Genomic DNA, 15,819 nt, shown 5'->3' on the forward strand with positions numbered 1-15,819 from the left:
CTCTTAAGATACTTCTTCTTTCTTGTCTTTCCCGTATTCATGCTCCCAGAAATCAGCATTTTTAATTCCTAATTTCTGCGGATCGAACACTGGATCTTTTCCTTCTTTTTTCTGCTTTTCATAATCCTTTAATGCGATCAATGCCGGTTTTTGTAATAATAGAATCGCAATAATGTTAACCCATGCCATAATTCCTACACCAATATCTCCTAAAGCCCATGCTGTTTCTGCTGTTTTTACACAACCGTAGAATACAACTCCTAAGAATACAAACTTTAGTACGATAGACATCCAAGGACGGTCTTTATCACGATTTAAGTAAGCTATATTCGTTTCTGCAATGTAGTAATAAGCCATAATTGTTGTAAATGCGAAGAATAGTAAAGAGATTGCTACGAAACCGTTTCCAAATCCAGGGAAAACAGATTCTACTGCTGCCTGTGTATAACCAGGACCTGGCTGTGCACCATTTAATTTATTGACGATAAAGTTTTTTCCGCTTGCATCAAATACGTTATACATGCCTGTAATAATCATCATAAATGCTGTTGCTGAACAAACAAATAATGTATCAATGTAAACGGAAAATGCTTGTACTAACCCTTGTTTAGCTGGATGCGATACTTCAGCAGCAGCTGCTGCATGGGCCCCAGTTCCTTGCCCTGCTTCGTTTGAATAAATACCACGTTTTACACCCCAAGAAATTGCTAAACCAATAATCCCGCCAAAAGCTGCTTCTAATGCAAATGCACTTTTTAAAATTAACATGAAAGCGTCTGGTAGTTTTTCGATATTCATACCTACAATTACACAAGCTACTAAAATATAGCCAAGCGCCATAAACGGTACTACAACTTGCGCTACGTTAACAATTCGCTTAACTCCACCAAAAATAATAAGTGCTAATGCCGCTACTAATACCGCCCCGGATACAGAAGTATTAATACCAAAAGCTGTTTCTAGACTTACAGCAATACTATTCGCTTGAACACCTGGAAGCAGCATTCCTGTTGCAAGAATTGTCGCTGCGACGAACACTAATGCGTACCATTTAACACCTAGTCCTTTTTCAATGTAATAAGCAGGACCACCGCGGAATTGCCCTTGATGCTTCGTCTTATATATTTGTGCAAGCGTCGATTCTACATATGCAGAACCAGCTCCTAGAAAGGCTACCGCCCACATCCAAAATACAGCGCCTGGACCACCAAAGGCAACAGCCGTTGCAACACCGGCAATATTTCCGGTTCCAACGCGCCCTGATAACGAAAGTGCTAACGCTTGGAACGAAGAAACACCCGCATCAGACTTTTCTCCCTTAAATGTAAGCTTCACCATTTCCCCTACATGTCTTACTTGTAAAAACCTTGTTCGAATGGAAAAATATAGACCTACTCCTAAACATAAATAGACAAGTGCTGGACTCCAAACAATATTATTTATCCAACTTACGATAGCTTCCAACTTTCCCCCTCCTCCTTTATAAAGAATATTCAGAATATATATAAAATTATAAGTGTATACCGAATCTATAACAATATTATTTTAATAAAGTAAACATATTTTTGTATAAAAAAACAAAGTATATATTTATTTTATATACTTTGTTCCCTTATATCTGTATTATATATTCACTATTGCCTCTTGCTTTATAATTCTTTCATACAACTCATCTGATAACTTTTGAAAATCCTCTGGCATATCTTTCCCCTTAAATTTCTTTTGAAGCGTACCGTATAGGCCTATATCACGTAACCGTAAAAATAACGGTAACGATTCATACCAACTATCCGCCAGCCTGTGCTCATATTCGTACCCCTTTCTTAACACTTGTAACTGTTTACGAGCAAATTCAGTCTTTTTCTCCAATGTCCACGGTGTAAAAAGAACAGAGTAATAAAGAACCATTGCTAAATCATGAATGAAGTAATTATAGGCAGCGTCATCAAAATCAAAGATTGTTAGCCCTTTTCCATCATAATGAAAATTACCTGGATGAATATCGCCATGCATAAGGCCAAACGTATCTCTTTCGATTGGAAGAGCCTTTATTTCATCCATTAATACAGTGGCAATCCCTTTCACCTTCGCATCTTCTAATCCGCTAACAATGCTACTTTCATCCTCTTCCCACGTATCACGGTAGTCAGTTTTAGGATAATCCATTGTAAGGCGATGCAGTTGTCCAATCGCTTTTCCCCAAGCTTCAAAGAAAGCATCTCCCCAATAAGCCGATTCTTCTCCTTTTACTTGCTCACCTTTTGCATATGTAAATAAAGACGCGAAAAAGAAAGTGCCATCTTCCGCTCCAATTTCTTCTACAAGATTTTGAGATATTGAATTAAGAGGTCCCGCCACTTTCGCCCCATGCTCCGCAACATACCGTAAAAAATCTAGTTCGGCCTCTACCTCTTTTTTAGAACGATGAGAAGAATGAGTTAAGCGTAATACGTAATCTTCATTATTTTTACCCTTCGCCTTAAAAATATAATTTTCAAAATCACCAAGTGGCTTTTCTTCCACCGTTACATGATATGCCTTTGCTGCTCTTGCTAAAATTTCATTCGTAAAAACACGTTCTACCGCTATTTCCATTTGTATCCCTCCTATATATCTTCTTAATTCGACATAAATGTAAGAAGTACTGCTATGAAATTAAATAGTGCGTGTGCAATCATAGCCGATAAAATAGAATTTGTTTTTTCATATAACCACGCAAATACTACTCCGCTTAAAAAATTCACCGGTAATGTGTTATATGTTGGAATATGAACAACGGTAAATATTATTGAACTTATAATCACCCCGCCCCATATGCCATATCTATCACGAAAAAACGTATAAAAAACACCTCGATATAAAATTTCTTCATAGATTGGTGATATAACTGCTGCTCCAATTACCGCGATACAGAACGCATATATTGATTTATCATTTTGGATCGTCTCCGTTTTACTATTTTCAAAAGAAATCCCCAGTTTCTCCATTATCATTAATACACCAATACTAACGACAATCAAAGAAATAACCGCTACAAATGTCCACAAGAAATCTTTCCATGAAAGCTTCCGAATTCCAATATCTTTCCACGACAGTTTATATCTTTTTATGCAAAAAAGATAAACTACAAACGTAAATATCACTGCCATTATAAGTCCCATTAATACTCCAGCATATAATGAGTTCCCTAGTATTTTTAAAGCATAATCATAAAAAAGAGATTCAATCATTACTGGTACAATCAGAAATACGAAAACAAATAAATATAAAATTTCTTTCCATCCCCACATACATTTTAAAGTCATCTACACCATCCCCCTATATCCTATTTTCTTTAGTATAAAAGATGACGTAACGTAACTTTCAAGCTACTTTTTTTAAAAGAATATAAGCATAATTTTTTCATAAAAAGCAAAAATTAACAGTGATAATTCAATTCTAAAAGGGTGGGCCTTATGACAGAGCAAAGCAATAACCAACAAAAAAATAAAACGAAGCATATGTTTCCATCACTTTCGGAAAATGTTAATTACATTGAAAATAAGCTCTGCCATTCTGATGATATAAAAAAATTAGATGTTCCTTTTCAAAATGGAAAAGGAACAATCTTATATATCGAATCTTTAGCAGACCCAAATTTACTTCATCAATTAGCTCTTGAACCATTATTAACTCGATCTGATTTGTCTTTAGAAAAAGCTTTTTCTACATTGAATATGAAAAAAGAAACAAATTTAAATTATGGTGTGCAACTTTTATTACAGGGTAAATCATTGTATTTCCATGAACATGTCGAAAGTTTTTGTACTTTTGAAACAGCTTTATCTTTAAAAAGGGACATAAAAGAGCCTGACAATGAAGGTGTTGTACGCGGACCACATTCTGGTTTTGTAGAAGATTTAGCTACTAATTTAGCCTCCGTACGGAAACTAATTAAGAGTCCAAATTTAGTCGTTAAATATTTTATCCTTGGTGAAGAGATGCACACGAAAGTAGCAATTGTTTATATGCAAAATATAGCTAATGATGATCTCGTCACAGAAGTAAAAAGAAGATTAGAAACGATTAAGACAGACGCACTCATGCCACCAGGCTACATACAAGAATTTATAGAAGATACGTCTTTCTCACCATTCCCACAGCAATTAAATACAGAGCGTCCAGATAGAACTGTTGCTAATTTAATGGAGGGACGAGTTGCTATTTTATCAGATGGAGATCCGACAGCACTTATCGTTCCCGTTACATTATTTGCTTTTTATCAATCACCAGATGATTATAATAACCGCTGGATTGTCGGTTCCTTCGTACGAATGATCCGCTTAGTAAGTTTCTTAATCGCTTTTCTCTTACCAGCTATATATATCGCAACCGTGGCGTTTCATCCTGATGTGTTGCCACTCGAACTCGTTTATACAATTAAAGCTTCATTAGAGAAAGTACCGCTTCCTCCGATTTTTGAGGCACTCTTAATGGAATTGATCTTCGAATTATTACGAGAAGCTGGTATTCGTCTGCCGAGCCGCGTTGGACAAACAATCGGTATTGTAGGTGGTTTAGTAATTGGTGATGCAATCGTAAAAGCCGGCCTCGTTTCTTATACAATGATTATCGTTGTAGCTTTAACTGCAATTGCATCTTTTCTCGTTCCATCAAACGACATGAGCTCAGCGGTTCGAATTCTTCGTTTTCCGTTAATGATCCTTGCTGCTATATTCGGATATGTAGGGATTTCATTTGGCTTAATTATAACTTTCGTTCACTTATGTCAGCTTCATTCTTTTCATACACCATATCTTTCTCCTCTTGCACCGATGCGAATAAAAGATATGAAAGATTCTTTTGTAAGACTTCCAATTTGGTCATTTTGGGAACGACCACATGATCCAAAGCCGAAAAAAATGCAACGACAACATGTAACAAGAGAGGATGAGAACGGTGACAAACACGCAAAGTAAAATTTCACTTGTTCAATTTACCTTTTTCGTTATTCAATGCCAAATTGGAGTTGGTATACTTTCTTTACCAAACCGCCTTCACCCCATTGCGAAAGGCGGTGGGTGGATTTCTGCTCTCATCGCTGGTCTTACAATTCAACTTATTATTATACTTATGTGGCTTTTCTTAAAACGCTTTCCTGATGCAGATATGTATGAAAGTGTTTGTATGCTATTTGGTAATAAAATCGGAAAGTTATTAGGTTTTTTTTATGTTTTTTATTTTACTCTTATCGGTATGACCGTCATGTTAAACGCTTGTAACGTCATTAAAGTATGGGTCTTACAAGCCACCCCTTGGTCTGCAATTCTCATACTATTTACAATAGCTTGTTGCTACGTAGCCTATAATACATTTAAAGTGATTGTACGATTTTATGTCATGGCTTCTATTCTTATTATCCCAATGGCACTTTTAATTGCACTTGGGCTCACACGAGCTGATTTTTCTTATATTTTTCCACTTACAGAGGCTGGATGGTGGAATATTATTCAAGCATCTAAAGAAACAATTACAGCAATGTATGGCTTTGAAATTATTCTTATTGCTTTTCCAAAAGTAAATGGTAATCCTGTAGCAAGACTAAAAGCGATTTCTATTGCTAATGGATTTGTAACGCTTTTTTATGCTTTTACCGTCTGGATTTGCTTTATCGTATTTAGTCCAAAGCAAATTGAGCTTATTCCAGAGCCAGTTGCTTACTTGTTACGCTCCTTGCATATTGGGATTGTAGATCGGACTGATTTAATTTTCATACCAATTTGGATGATAACTGTTGTAGCTTCTATTGCTAGTTATTACTGCGCTGCTTCAATCGGAATTGGGCATATATTCAACCTTGCTAATCATAAAAAAGCTGTCCCTATTGTTGGACTTATTTCTTTTAGCGTCGCCTTATTTATAGACACACCTGAACAATTAAAAGTCATTGCAAATTTCACTGATAAATTCACCTATATTTTCATCGTTGTCCTCCCTCTTTTATTTCTACTTTATTCTGTAATAAGAAATAAGAAAGGAGAGCAGTATGTTCAAAAAAAGAGTTAAATTATTTTTTATATTATGTGCTAGTTCATTCCTTTCTGGCTGTTGGGATCAAGAACCATTAAGAGAAGCACGATTAGCTTATAGTCTAGGCTACGATATTACGGAAGAAAATAAGCTTCAGCAAACCATTGAACTTGTAAAGAGCTCAAGTGGTGAACAATCTGCATTCGAAAATGAAGTACATTCAGCAACTGGTCATAACGTACGAGATACTAGCGATGCACTAAAAAAAAACGTAACAGGTAACATTCGTTATTTTAAATATGGTGTACAACTGTTAGGAACAAAAATACAAAAAAAAGGTCTACTTCCATACTTAGATGTTGCTTTTCGCGACCCAACGAATCCAACCGCATTAGTAAAGCTTATTGCAGTTGATGGCGAAACTTCTAAAATACTCGAGAAAAAAAAGGTAGGAAACTTATTAATTGGAGATTTTTTAAAGAAAAAGATCAAAAGCTTAGAAGATATGAGTGTTTTTCCGAAAGAAACTTTAGAAACAACCGTAACAAAGATGCTAGACCCTGGTAAAGACTTCACCCTACCCTCGATAAAACTAAAAGGAAAAGAGATTATAACAAATGGAATAGCCTTATTTAATAAAGATAAATTAACAGGCCTTTTACCTTCTCGGCAATCCGTACTCTTCGTATTGTTAATGGGGAATATGGGGGACAGCGCACATATTACACAAAAGCTTACAGGAAGTGATTCTTCTAACACAGCAGATTATTTAGCATTTGAAATTAGAAATGGGAAACTAAAAAGAGAATTAAACATAACAACTGACAAAAAAGGAAATGTTTACGCCCATCTAAAACTGAAACTGCAAGTAATCGCCCTTGAAGCCCCAAGAGATAATCTTTACAAGATGGATGAAAGAAAAAAACTAAATAAAGAACTGTCTAAACAGCTTACGAAAGAAGCTCAAAAGATAACGAAAAAGTTACAAAAAGCAAATTGTGATGCTTTTGGGATTGGCAGACATCTTATCGCTTATCATCCTGATTTATGGAAGAAAAAAAATTGGAATAAAGATTATGCAAAAGTAAAATTCAAACCAGAAGTAGACGTGAACATTTTATATAGCGGTGTCTTAAAATAAAAGGTTGTATGCCCCGCGGGCATACAACCTTTTTATTTTGTATATCGATATACTATTGATTCATAAGGTCTTAAGTTAAGATTTGTAATATCTCTGCTTGGATCTTTATAATTTGATACTACTACTTCTTGTTTCATACAATCCAATTGAACATGAACTGGTACAGAATACGTTATTTCTTCTCCGTAGAAGTTATTTATAACAAGTAATACTTCATTATTTACAGTACGTGTATACGCCCAAATGTTAGGATGATTTTCATCTAAAACATCATATTTTCCGTCTGTAATTATATCGTATTTTTTTCTAAGTTCAATTAACTTTTTATAATGATAAAATACAGATTCTTTATCTTCTAATGTCTTCTCTACGTTTATTTCTTTAAAGTTTTCAGCCACTGAAATCCAAGGTGTACTTGTTGTAAAACCACTATTCACCTCTCCATTCCACTGCATCGGAGTACGTGAATTATCACGAGATTTTTGTTTTAAAATCCCTATAATCTCTTCTTTTGATAATCCTTCTTCTAGCTTTATATCATATATATTTAACGATTCCACATCACGATATTGCTCGATGGACTCGAATTTAGGATTCGTCATACCGATTTCTTCACCTTGGTAAATGTAAGGCGTTCCTTGCAACATATGCATAGCTGTCGCTAACATTTTCGCAGATTCATTTCGGTACTTCTCATCATCACCAAACCGTGAAACGATACGAGGCTGGTCATGATTACACCAGAATAACGCATTCCATCCTCCGCCCTTTTGCATTTCAATTTGCCAATTAGACATAATTTCTTTTAATTTAATGAAATCAAAATCAGCTTTCGTCCACTTATCGCCATTCGGATAATCTACTTTTAAATGATGGAAACTAAACGTCATGCTTAGTTCATTGCGCTCAGGATTCGAATATTTAATACAATTATCAATTGTCGTAGATGACATTTCTCCAACTGTAATTACATCTTTCCCTTCAAAAACATTTTGGCTCATCTCTTGTAAATATTCATGGACGCGCGGACCATCTGTGTAATATTTACGCCCATCACTTGTAGCCGTGGTGCCTTCATCACTTAAAAATCTTTGATCTTTTGAAATTAAGTTAATAACATCGAGGCGGAATCCTTTTACACCTTTCTCCAACCAAAAGCGCATCATATCGTACACTTCTTCACGAAGCTTTTCATTTTCCCAGTTTAAATCAGCTTGCGTCTCATCAAATAGATGTAAAAAATATTGCCCTGTTTTCTCATCATATTTCCAAGCAGATCCTCCAAATTTAGACTGCCAATTATTCTTTTCATCACGCCAAATATAATAATTTCGATACGGACTATTCTTATCTTCTTTTGCTTCTTTAAACCACTTATGCTCCGTTGAACTATGATTTACAACGATATCAAGCATGATTTCAATGTCACGTACTTTCGCTTCTTTTAAAAGCTCTTCAAACTCTTCCATCGTCCCGTAAGATGGATCAATGCTGTAATAATCACTTACATCGTATCCATTGTCATTTTGTGGTGATCGGTATATCGGTGTTAACCAAATATAATCTACTCCGAGTTCTTTTAAATAATCTAGTTTCTCTGTAACCCCTTTTATATCACCGGTTTCTTTATTGTAATAGCTATTAAAGCTCTTCGGATAAATTTGATAAACTACACTTTTATGCCAATCCTTCATGCTTAATTTCCTCCTACTTCTGTTTTACTCGTTTCGCAAATAACCATGTTAACGTAAATGGGATTACAACTGCGATGATCATCCCTACAATAAACATTGGAATCGATTTCGGAATGATAGAAATAAATGCTGGCAATCCGCCAATTCCGATTGCTGGTGCCAATACACCATTTAATGTAATAAATATCGCTGCTATAGCAGACCCAATAATCGCTGCATAGAACGGGAATTTATTTCTTAAATTCACACCGAACATCGCTGGCTCTGTAATACCGAAGTACGCTGAGATTGCTGATGTTGATGCCATACTTTTATCATTTTGATTTTTAGAAATCCAGAACATCGCTAGTGCCGCACTACCTTGTGCAATGTTAGAAAGAGCAATCATCGGCCAAATAAATGTACCGCCGTGCTGTGCAATTAGCTGTAAATCAATTGCAATAAACATATGATGCATTCCTGTAATTACGAGCGGTGCATATAATGCTCCAAATAATACTGCTCCAACTACTGGTACCGTTTCATATACGCCAACTAATCCAGCCGTTAATAAATCGCCAATATGACGTGTAACTGGACCGATAATTCCTAACGCTAACACACCCGTTACAACGATTGTTGTAATTGGTACAACTAATAATTGAATTGCGTTTGGCACATGTTTCTTTAAGAAGATTTCAACTTTACTTAATACGAATGCTGCTACTAAAATGGGTAAAATTTGACCTTGATACCCTACCTTTTCAATTTGGAATAGCCCTAAAATATCGAAGTACTCAATCTTTTGTCCCTCTAAGCCAGTCGCTGCTTTTCCATAATCCCACGCGTTTAATAAGGCCGGATGCACAAGCATTAATCCCATAACAATCCCTAGTATTGGACTACCACCAAAGCGCTTCGTTGCTGACCAACCAACAAGTGCCGGTAAGAATACGAATGCTGTATTGGCCATCATATTAATTAAATCCCAAAGCCCACCTAAGTTCGGATATACTTCTAATAAATTTTTCCCATCAAAAAATAAGTCCTTTGCCCCTAACAGGTTATTAATCCCCATTAGTAAACCTGCCGTAATAATTGCTGGCAAAATCGGCATAAATACATCTGAAAATACTTTTACAAACTTTTGAACTGGATTTAATTTTTTATCCCCTGAACCTTTTACGTCAGCTACTGTCGATTCTTCCATACCTGCAAGCGTTATCAATTCAGCGTATACTCGATCGACATCACCTGGACCAATTACAATTTGAAATACCCCAGCGTTATGAAACGCTCCCTTTACTAATGAAACAGACTGTAATTTATCATTATCTATTTTATTTTCATCTTTTAAAGCGATACGTAGCCTCGTTACACAGTGCGCAGCTTGTTCAATATTGTCTTTCCCACCAATATACTGCAACACTTCTTCTGCTGTTTTACGATAGTCTTTCCCCATATTCCCGTCCCTCTTTTCTTTTTTTGATACCGTTTACACTTACATATTAACTCGTATATATAAGTTAGTCAACACTCGTATATATAAGTTGATGATTTTTTTTATAAATAAAGAGATGGAACGATTATTTCGCTCCATCTCTTTATTTTCTTCGCGCCACATCCGAAAAGTGAAAAATATCTAAGCGGTGACGTGATTCCGTATATTCGAACTGACTCCCATCGTATAAATGAGTAAAGTTTTTTACAACGACAACATAGTCTGTTCCATTTAAATCTAAATACTTTCGGTCATCATCTGTACATGGTTGTACTTCAATTACCCGCTGTGAATAGCTGATATGTAGCCCTAATTCTTTCTCAATGTATTTATAAATCGATGTAGTTGCAATTTCTCTCGTTAATCCTGGAATATATTCCGATACAAAATGGTTTATATCTAAAATTACTTTTTCTCCATCAATATTTCGTACACGTTTAATATGATCTATTTCCGTTTTTTCTTTCACGTTTAATAGCTTTGCTATATCTTGTGTCGCTTTCATTTTCTCTATTTCCACGACTTCTGTAATACAATGACGTCCTAAACGTTCATTTTCTTCTTGAAAACTTACAATACCACCAAAGTTAAATTCAATGTTTTTGCGCTTTAATACAAAAACACCTTTTCCGTGTATTTTTTGAACATATCCACGCTCTTGCAATAAATCTACAGCTTTTCTTACAGTACCCCTACTTGCCTCATACTGCTTCATTAATTCCGTTTCTGATGGAATTTTACATCCTTCTTTTAATTGTTTATTATCAATAGACTTGCTGATTTCTGTATAAATTTGTTCATACTTACTCATCATCTACAATAGCCCCTTGTCACCTTCTAGTTCTATATGTATTATACCACGCTATACTCTTCTGCCAATCTCTCACTTATTTTCCAGTACAAGAAAACTATAGGTAAATATTTAGTCTCTAAAACGTATTTTTATAAATTTTTCTTTTCATTCAAAAAAACATGTAGTATACTAACTTCAAAATCAGAGGAGAAAGGGAGCAAAGAACTATGCTTACTTATACAACTGTAGTTACATTTGCACAAAAACATCATCATCATACTTAACCCTTGAAACCTAGCGGAAAAATTACGCGTAGGTACAAGGGTTATTCCCGTTGTACCTACGCTTTGGCAAAGAGCCATGTAGGTATTTTTTATCTACATGGCTCTTTTTTTATTGCCAAAAATGCTAGTAAAAAATGATGTTTAAGCAAAACTTACTACAAAGGAGTTAACAAAAATGGAAACGAAAAAATGGGGATTATGGATTTTAACAGCTTTTGTTATCGGGAATATGGTTGGCGGTGGCGTATTTATGCTCCCAGCAAATTTAGCACACGTATCAGGTCCAATGGGATCTACACTGGCATGGAGTATTACAGGACTTGGTGTATTTATGATTGCACTCGTATTTGGAAATTTAGCAATTCGTAAACCAGAATTAAAAGCAGGACCACAAAGTTACGCCCAAGCAATGTTTACTTCTCAAAAGACAGGTAAAGTTGCAGGATATAGTATGGCTTGGGGATACTGGGCTGCTAACTGGGCTGCTACAGCATCTGTAATTATTTCCTTTGCAGGCTATTTATCAACATTCTTCCCAGTTTTACAAAGTAAGCAAATTCTCTTTTCAACAAACGGATTTTCATTAGAACTTGGAAAAGCTTTAACCTTCATAGTATGTAGTATGATGCTATGGGGAATTCAATATATTCTTTCTCAAAATATTGATAGAGCAGGAAATATGAACCTTCTTGCAACAATCGCAAAAATCATCGGATTTACAATGTTTATTGTAATCACATTATTCATTTTCAATGCCTCTAATTTCGGGGACGGTCAAACATTTATGAATGAAGCTGGACAACCTATTTCGTTGGGTGGACAAATAAATTCCGCTGCTATTGCAACACTTTGGGCGTTTATCGGTATTGAGTCAGCAGTTATGCTCTCTAACCGTGCAAAATCTCAACACGATGTTAAGAAAGCTACGATTTTCGGATTAATCATCGCTCTTCTTATTTACATGGCAATTACTCTACTAACAATGGGCGCTCTTCCACAAGACGCTTTAAAAGAGTCTCAAAAACCATTAGTAGATGCATTAAATCTAGCAATTGGTACTAAAGGCGCTTATATAATGGCCTTACTCGCACTCGTATCTTTATTCGGCTCTACTGTAGGATGGATCGTTGTTAGCTCAGAAGTACCTTACCAGGCTGCTAAAAATGGACTTTTCCCTAAGTTTTTCAGTAAAACAAATAAAAAAGGTAGTCCTTCAAAATCATTATTTATTACAAATGTGATGACGCAAATTTTCTTATTCTCAACGATTTCTGGTACTGTTTCAGAAGCATATAATTTCGCTATTGTTGTAGCGACATTAGCATATTTAATCCCGTACCTCGTTTCTACCTTGTACCAGTTAAAATTAGTTATTACGGGGGAAACGTATGATATAATGCCTGGATCTCGAGTAAAAGATGGGATCATTACTGCATTAGCATTTTTATATTCCTTATGGGTTATTAAAACGGGAACTGCTGATTTAAAAACATTCTTCTTAGGCATTGGTTTGTTTGTATTAGGTCTTATTCTTTATCCAGTTTTAATGAAAGATTCACAAAAAAAACAATAAAAAAGAGAAGCTTTTCGCTTCTCTTTTTTTATTAAAAATCAGTTAATAACTTTTCTTTTAGTTCCCCTATATCTAACGGTTTCGCATAATAAAAACCTTGTACAAAGTCGCAACTCATTGATTTTAATAAACTTTCTTGTTCTACCGTTTCTACCCCTTCAGCAACCACTAATAAATTTAAACTATGGGCGATTTCAATAACCGATTTTACAATCGTTCGCTCTGGTTGTGCATGATCATAATGAAACTCACGAATAAAATTACGATCAATTTTCACAATATCAAGTGGTAGTTGTTTTAAATAATATAATGAGGAATACCCTGTTCCGAAATCGTCTAAAGCAATTAAAATTCCCATACTTCTTAATTCTTGTAATGTAGCAATAATATAATCAAAATGACGTACAGCTATACTTTCTGTTATTTCTAATATTAAACGATTTGGCGGAAACCCTGTTCGCTTCAATATACTACGAACAGATAAAATAAATCGCTTTTGCATCAATTGTTGTATTGATAAATTAACAGATAACTTCAGTCCCTCTTGATAATCTGGTAAAGTTTTAAACAGTCGACATGACTTTTCTAGTACCCAGTCTCCTAGTTTTATAATAAGTCCACACTCTTCAGCTACAGGGATAAATTCACTTGGCGAAATAGGACCTTCTTCTGTCTTACAGCGTACTAAAGCCTCAATACCATTACATTTCTTTGTTTTCAAATCAATAATGGGTTGTAATGCCACTTTTAATTCTTCGTCACGAATCGCTTTTTGCAAAGCAAATTCTATTTTCATTCTACGGTTTATTTTCGCACGTAATTCATCTGTAAAGAAGCACGCCACATTTCTTCCTTGCTCTTTCGCACTATACATGGCTAAATCCGAATTTTTTAATAACGTTTCAACGTCTTTTCCATCTTGCGGATAGGAACAAAGTCCTAGACTAGCTGAAATATATACTTCATGACCTTCAAGCATAAATGGCGCTTGAAAGCATGACAACACGGATGTCGCTAACTGCCTCATCTCATCATGTGTATGAGTTTTTGTTAACAGTACAAATTCGTCGCCACCAAGCCTAGCTAGAACATCTTTCTCTCCTAGCACATAATGCAACCGTGAAGCAACTTCGCTTAAAAGTAAATCTCCTATCATATGACCTAACGTATCATTCACTAATTTAAAACGATCTAAATCAAAGTAAATCATGCCAAACTCTATTTTCTCTGCAATCATCTTATTTACAGTCGTAATTAACTGTAAACGGTTCGGTAAACTTGTTAACGCATCATGATAAGCAAGTTCCCTATAACGACTTTCGCTTAATCGTAATCTTTGTTCTGCTTCTTTCCTACTACTTATATCATTTCGAATTGCAATAAATTGATAAGGTTCTCCCTTTTCATTTAAAAATGGAACAATTGTTGTTTTAACCCAATAATACGTACCATCTTTTGCTTGATTTCGAATTTCCCCCGTCCAAACTTTCCCACTCAAAATACGCTTCCATAGGATTTGAAAAAATGCTTTCGGATGATATCCGGAATTTAAAATACGGTGATCTTTTCCTATTAACTCTTCTCTTTTATATTTTGAGATTTTACAAAATTTATCATTCACATATGTAATAAGACCATTTCGGTCTGTAATAGCAACAATTGAAGACTCATCTAATGCTAATTTTAAATCTTGCAATGAAGAGTCATATAATGCATGACCTCTTTGTTCTAGCATGCGCACCTCTCCTTGCTTCCTATCTGACTAAAACACAACTCGTTTCTCTTCATAGAAATAGAGATATTTCATTTTCTAACAATACGCCTTTACATAAAATGAAACTTTAATCAGTGGGGGGTGTCCATCCCCCACTGATTATTAGCCTTCACCAATCGGGCTTTTATCTCCCACCTAACTTCCTCACATTCACCGAATTTTGAGGTGGGAGTCTTACTGCCCGTTAATGCGGGATAAATCACAATTTTTTTCTAAATAGGCCGATTAAAATAACATAATATTATTTATAAAAAAAAGCAATATGGTGCTGTTTTAATTATAGTAGAAGCTTCTCATCTCTCTACTTATCTAAGCTTATTATACAGTATTCTCTTACATTCTTTGAATTTGTAAAGTGACAATTTCATCACTATTAGCCTCTGCTCCCTACTAATACGACCTCACACCTAACCTCTTTTATTTCATTAAATGTTAAGATGTAAATCTAACTGCCGATACATAATGAAATAGAGATTAATATACAAAATGCAACGATTCACGAATACTAATATAAAGTGAAACTTTAATCAGTGGGGGGTTTACTACCCACAAATAGCGGGATAAAGCCAAAATTTTCATTTAACATATTGAATTATAATAACAACATATTAACATATTTTCACCTTGTTTTTGGAAATATTTTATAAATAAAGTATTAAACTAAAAAAGAGGATATCCTCTTTTTTAGTTTAATACTGATATGGTATTTGCTGATAACCCGGGTATGGCATTGGATATGGTGCTGGATACGTTACTGGGTACGGTGCTGGATAGTAGCCTCCACCTGCTGCACCCGTTAATGCGCCAGCTGTAAGCCCACCTAACATGCCTCCAGCAAAACTTCCTGGGAAAAATCCTCCGCCCCACGAGCCTCCACCCCAGCCCCATCCACCACCGTGATGATGATGATGATCATAATGATTGTGCCCACCATGGTGATTATGTCCGCCATTATGATGGTGCCCTCCATGATTATGACGATAATACAATCCATTATTTTCTATATAATTCATTATTCCCCTCTCCTTTCCATTTCCTCACCTTAATAAGAAGAATTCGCGTAATATGGAT

Annotated in this window: 12 protein-coding genes; 4 read left to right on the forward strand and 8 right to left on the reverse strand. The window is 35.3% G+C overall.

What is annotated here, in order from left to right; translation table 11 throughout:
* Positions 1-3: 3 nt before the first annotated feature.
* The 3 genes from MR155_RS18810 to MR155_RS18820 all read right to left on the reverse strand — a co-directional run bounded on the left by MR155_RS18810 (position 4) and on the right by MR155_RS18820 (position 3,305).
* Entirely contained in the window at positions 4-1,464 is a 1,461-nt protein-coding gene (locus MR155_RS18810; protein WP_002029764.1) for an alanine/glycine:cation symporter family protein, read from the reverse strand.
* 159 nt (positions 1,465-1,623) lie between these two features.
* Positions 1,624-2,595 carry a phosphotransferase enzyme family protein gene (locus tag MR155_RS18815; RefSeq protein ID WP_219300203.1) on the reverse strand — a complete coding sequence of 324 codons (972 nt, stop codon included), beginning with the start codon at positions 2,593-2,595 and terminating at the stop codon, positions 1,624-1,626.
* A 23-nt stretch (positions 2,596-2,618) separates the two neighbouring features.
* The gene (locus MR155_RS18820; protein ID WP_242310836.1) at positions 2,619-3,305 is read right to left on the reverse strand and encodes a CPBP family intramembrane glutamic endopeptidase; all 687 of its coding nucleotides are present in this window, start codon (positions 3,303-3,305) and stop codon (positions 2,619-2,621) included.
* Between the two features lie 150 nt (positions 3,306-3,455).
* On the opposite strand from MR155_RS18820, the gene gerKA reads away from it, so the two are divergent.
* Genes gerKA through MR155_RS18835 form a run of 3 tightly spaced genes read left to right on the forward strand, consistent with a single transcriptional unit; the run spans position 3,456 to position 7,150 of the window.
* Positions 3,456-4,958, forward strand: coding sequence for a spore germination protein GerKA (gene gerKA, locus MR155_RS18825; RefSeq protein ID WP_219300207.1), 1,503 nt, complete (start codon positions 3,456-3,458; stop codon positions 4,956-4,958).
* Complete coding sequence (locus MR155_RS18830) at positions 4,939-6,045, forward strand: GerAB/ArcD/ProY family transporter (RefSeq protein WP_219300209.1); 1,107 nt, start codon at positions 4,939-4,941, stop codon at positions 6,043-6,045. The genes gerKA and MR155_RS18830 overlap by 20 nt, the downstream gene beginning before the upstream one ends.
* Positions 6,026-7,150, forward strand: a complete 1,125-nt coding sequence (locus tag MR155_RS18835; RefSeq protein WP_219300211.1) for a Ger(x)C family spore germination protein — start codon at positions 6,026-6,028, stop codon at positions 7,148-7,150. The genes MR155_RS18830 and MR155_RS18835 overlap by 20 nt, the downstream gene beginning before the upstream one ends.
* Before the next feature lie 32 nt (positions 7,151-7,182).
* Here MR155_RS18835 and treC read toward each other — a convergent pair whose 3' ends face one another.
* The 3 genes from treC to treR form a co-directional block, all read right to left on the reverse strand.
* Positions 7,183-8,844, reverse strand: a complete 1,662-nt coding sequence (gene treC / locus MR155_RS18840) for an alpha,alpha-phosphotrehalase (RefSeq protein WP_219300213.1) — start codon at positions 8,842-8,844, stop codon at positions 7,183-7,185.
* Positions 8,845-8,857: 13 nt separating this feature from the next.
* A complete protein-coding gene (gene treP / locus MR155_RS18845) occupies positions 8,858-10,285 on the reverse strand; it encodes a PTS system trehalose-specific EIIBC component (RefSeq protein ID WP_219300215.1) in 1,428 nt (475 codons plus the stop codon).
* Between the two features lie 142 nt (positions 10,286-10,427).
* The gene (gene treR, locus MR155_RS18850; RefSeq protein ID WP_219300220.1) at positions 10,428-11,138 is read right to left on the reverse strand and encodes a trehalose operon repressor; all 711 of its coding nucleotides are present in this window, start codon (positions 11,136-11,138) and stop codon (positions 10,428-10,430) included.
* Positions 11,139-11,576: 438 nt separating this feature from the next.
* Between treR and MR155_RS18855 the strand changes: the two genes are divergently transcribed.
* Positions 11,577-12,974: an amino acid permease gene (locus tag MR155_RS18855; protein ID WP_219300222.1), complete on the forward strand. Its 1,398-nt coding sequence runs from the start codon at positions 11,577-11,579 to the stop codon at positions 12,972-12,974.
* A 31-nt stretch (positions 12,975-13,005) separates the two neighbouring features.
* Here the strand turns inward: MR155_RS18855 and MR155_RS18860 are convergent, their stop codons facing one another.
* Positions 13,006-14,709: a putative bifunctional diguanylate cyclase/phosphodiesterase gene (locus MR155_RS18860; RefSeq protein WP_242310837.1), complete on the reverse strand. Its 1,704-nt coding sequence runs from the start codon at positions 14,707-14,709 to the stop codon at positions 13,006-13,008.
* A 728-nt stretch (positions 14,710-15,437) separates the two neighbouring features.
* On the reverse strand, positions 15,438-15,761 hold the full coding sequence (locus tag MR155_RS18865; RefSeq protein WP_016097214.1) for a hypothetical protein: 324 nt from the start codon (positions 15,759-15,761) through the stop codon (positions 15,438-15,440).
* Positions 15,762-15,819 lie beyond the last annotated feature (58 nt).

The organism is Bacillus cereus group sp. BfR-BA-01331, from assembly GCF_022663915.1.
Lineage (GTDB): Bacteria > Bacillota > Bacilli > Bacillales > Bacillaceae_G > Bacillus_A > Bacillus_A mycoides.

What these genes read in the sequence shown, in the direction of transcription:
- gerKA (WP_219300207.1), top strand. Translation starts at nt 3,456, where the DNA reads ATGACAGAGCAAAGCAATAACCAACAAAAAAATAAAACGAAGCATATG.
- MR155_RS18865 (WP_016097214.1), bottom strand. Translation starts at nt 15,761, where the DNA reads ATGAATTATATAGAAAATAATGGATTGTATTATCGTCATAATCATGGA.
- MR155_RS18860 (WP_242310837.1), bottom strand. Translation starts at nt 14,709, where the DNA reads ATGCTAGAACAAAGAGGTCATGCATTATATGACTCTTCATTGCAAGAT.
- MR155_RS18815 (WP_219300203.1), bottom strand. Translation starts at nt 2,595, where the DNA reads ATGGAAATAGCGGTAGAACGTGTTTTTACGAATGAAATTTTAGCAAGA.
- MR155_RS18835 (WP_219300211.1), top strand. Translation starts at nt 6,026, where the DNA reads ATGTTCAAAAAAAGAGTTAAATTATTTTTTATATTATGTGCTAGTTCA.
- MR155_RS18820 (WP_242310836.1), bottom strand. Translation starts at nt 3,305, where the DNA reads ATGACTTTAAAATGTATGTGGGGATGGAAAGAAATTTTATATTTATTT.
- treC (WP_219300213.1), bottom strand. Translation starts at nt 8,844, where the DNA reads ATGAAGGATTGGCATAAAAGTGTAGTTTATCAAATTTATCCGAAGAGC.
- treP (WP_219300215.1), bottom strand. Translation starts at nt 10,285, where the DNA reads ATGGGGAAAGACTATCGTAAAACAGCAGAAGAAGTGTTGCAGTATATT.
- MR155_RS18855 (WP_219300222.1), top strand. Translation starts at nt 11,577, where the DNA reads ATGGAAACGAAAAAATGGGGATTATGGATTTTAACAGCTTTTGTTATC.
- treR (WP_219300220.1), bottom strand. Translation starts at nt 11,138, where the DNA reads ATGATGAGTAAGTATGAACAAATTTATACAGAAATCAGCAAGTCTATT.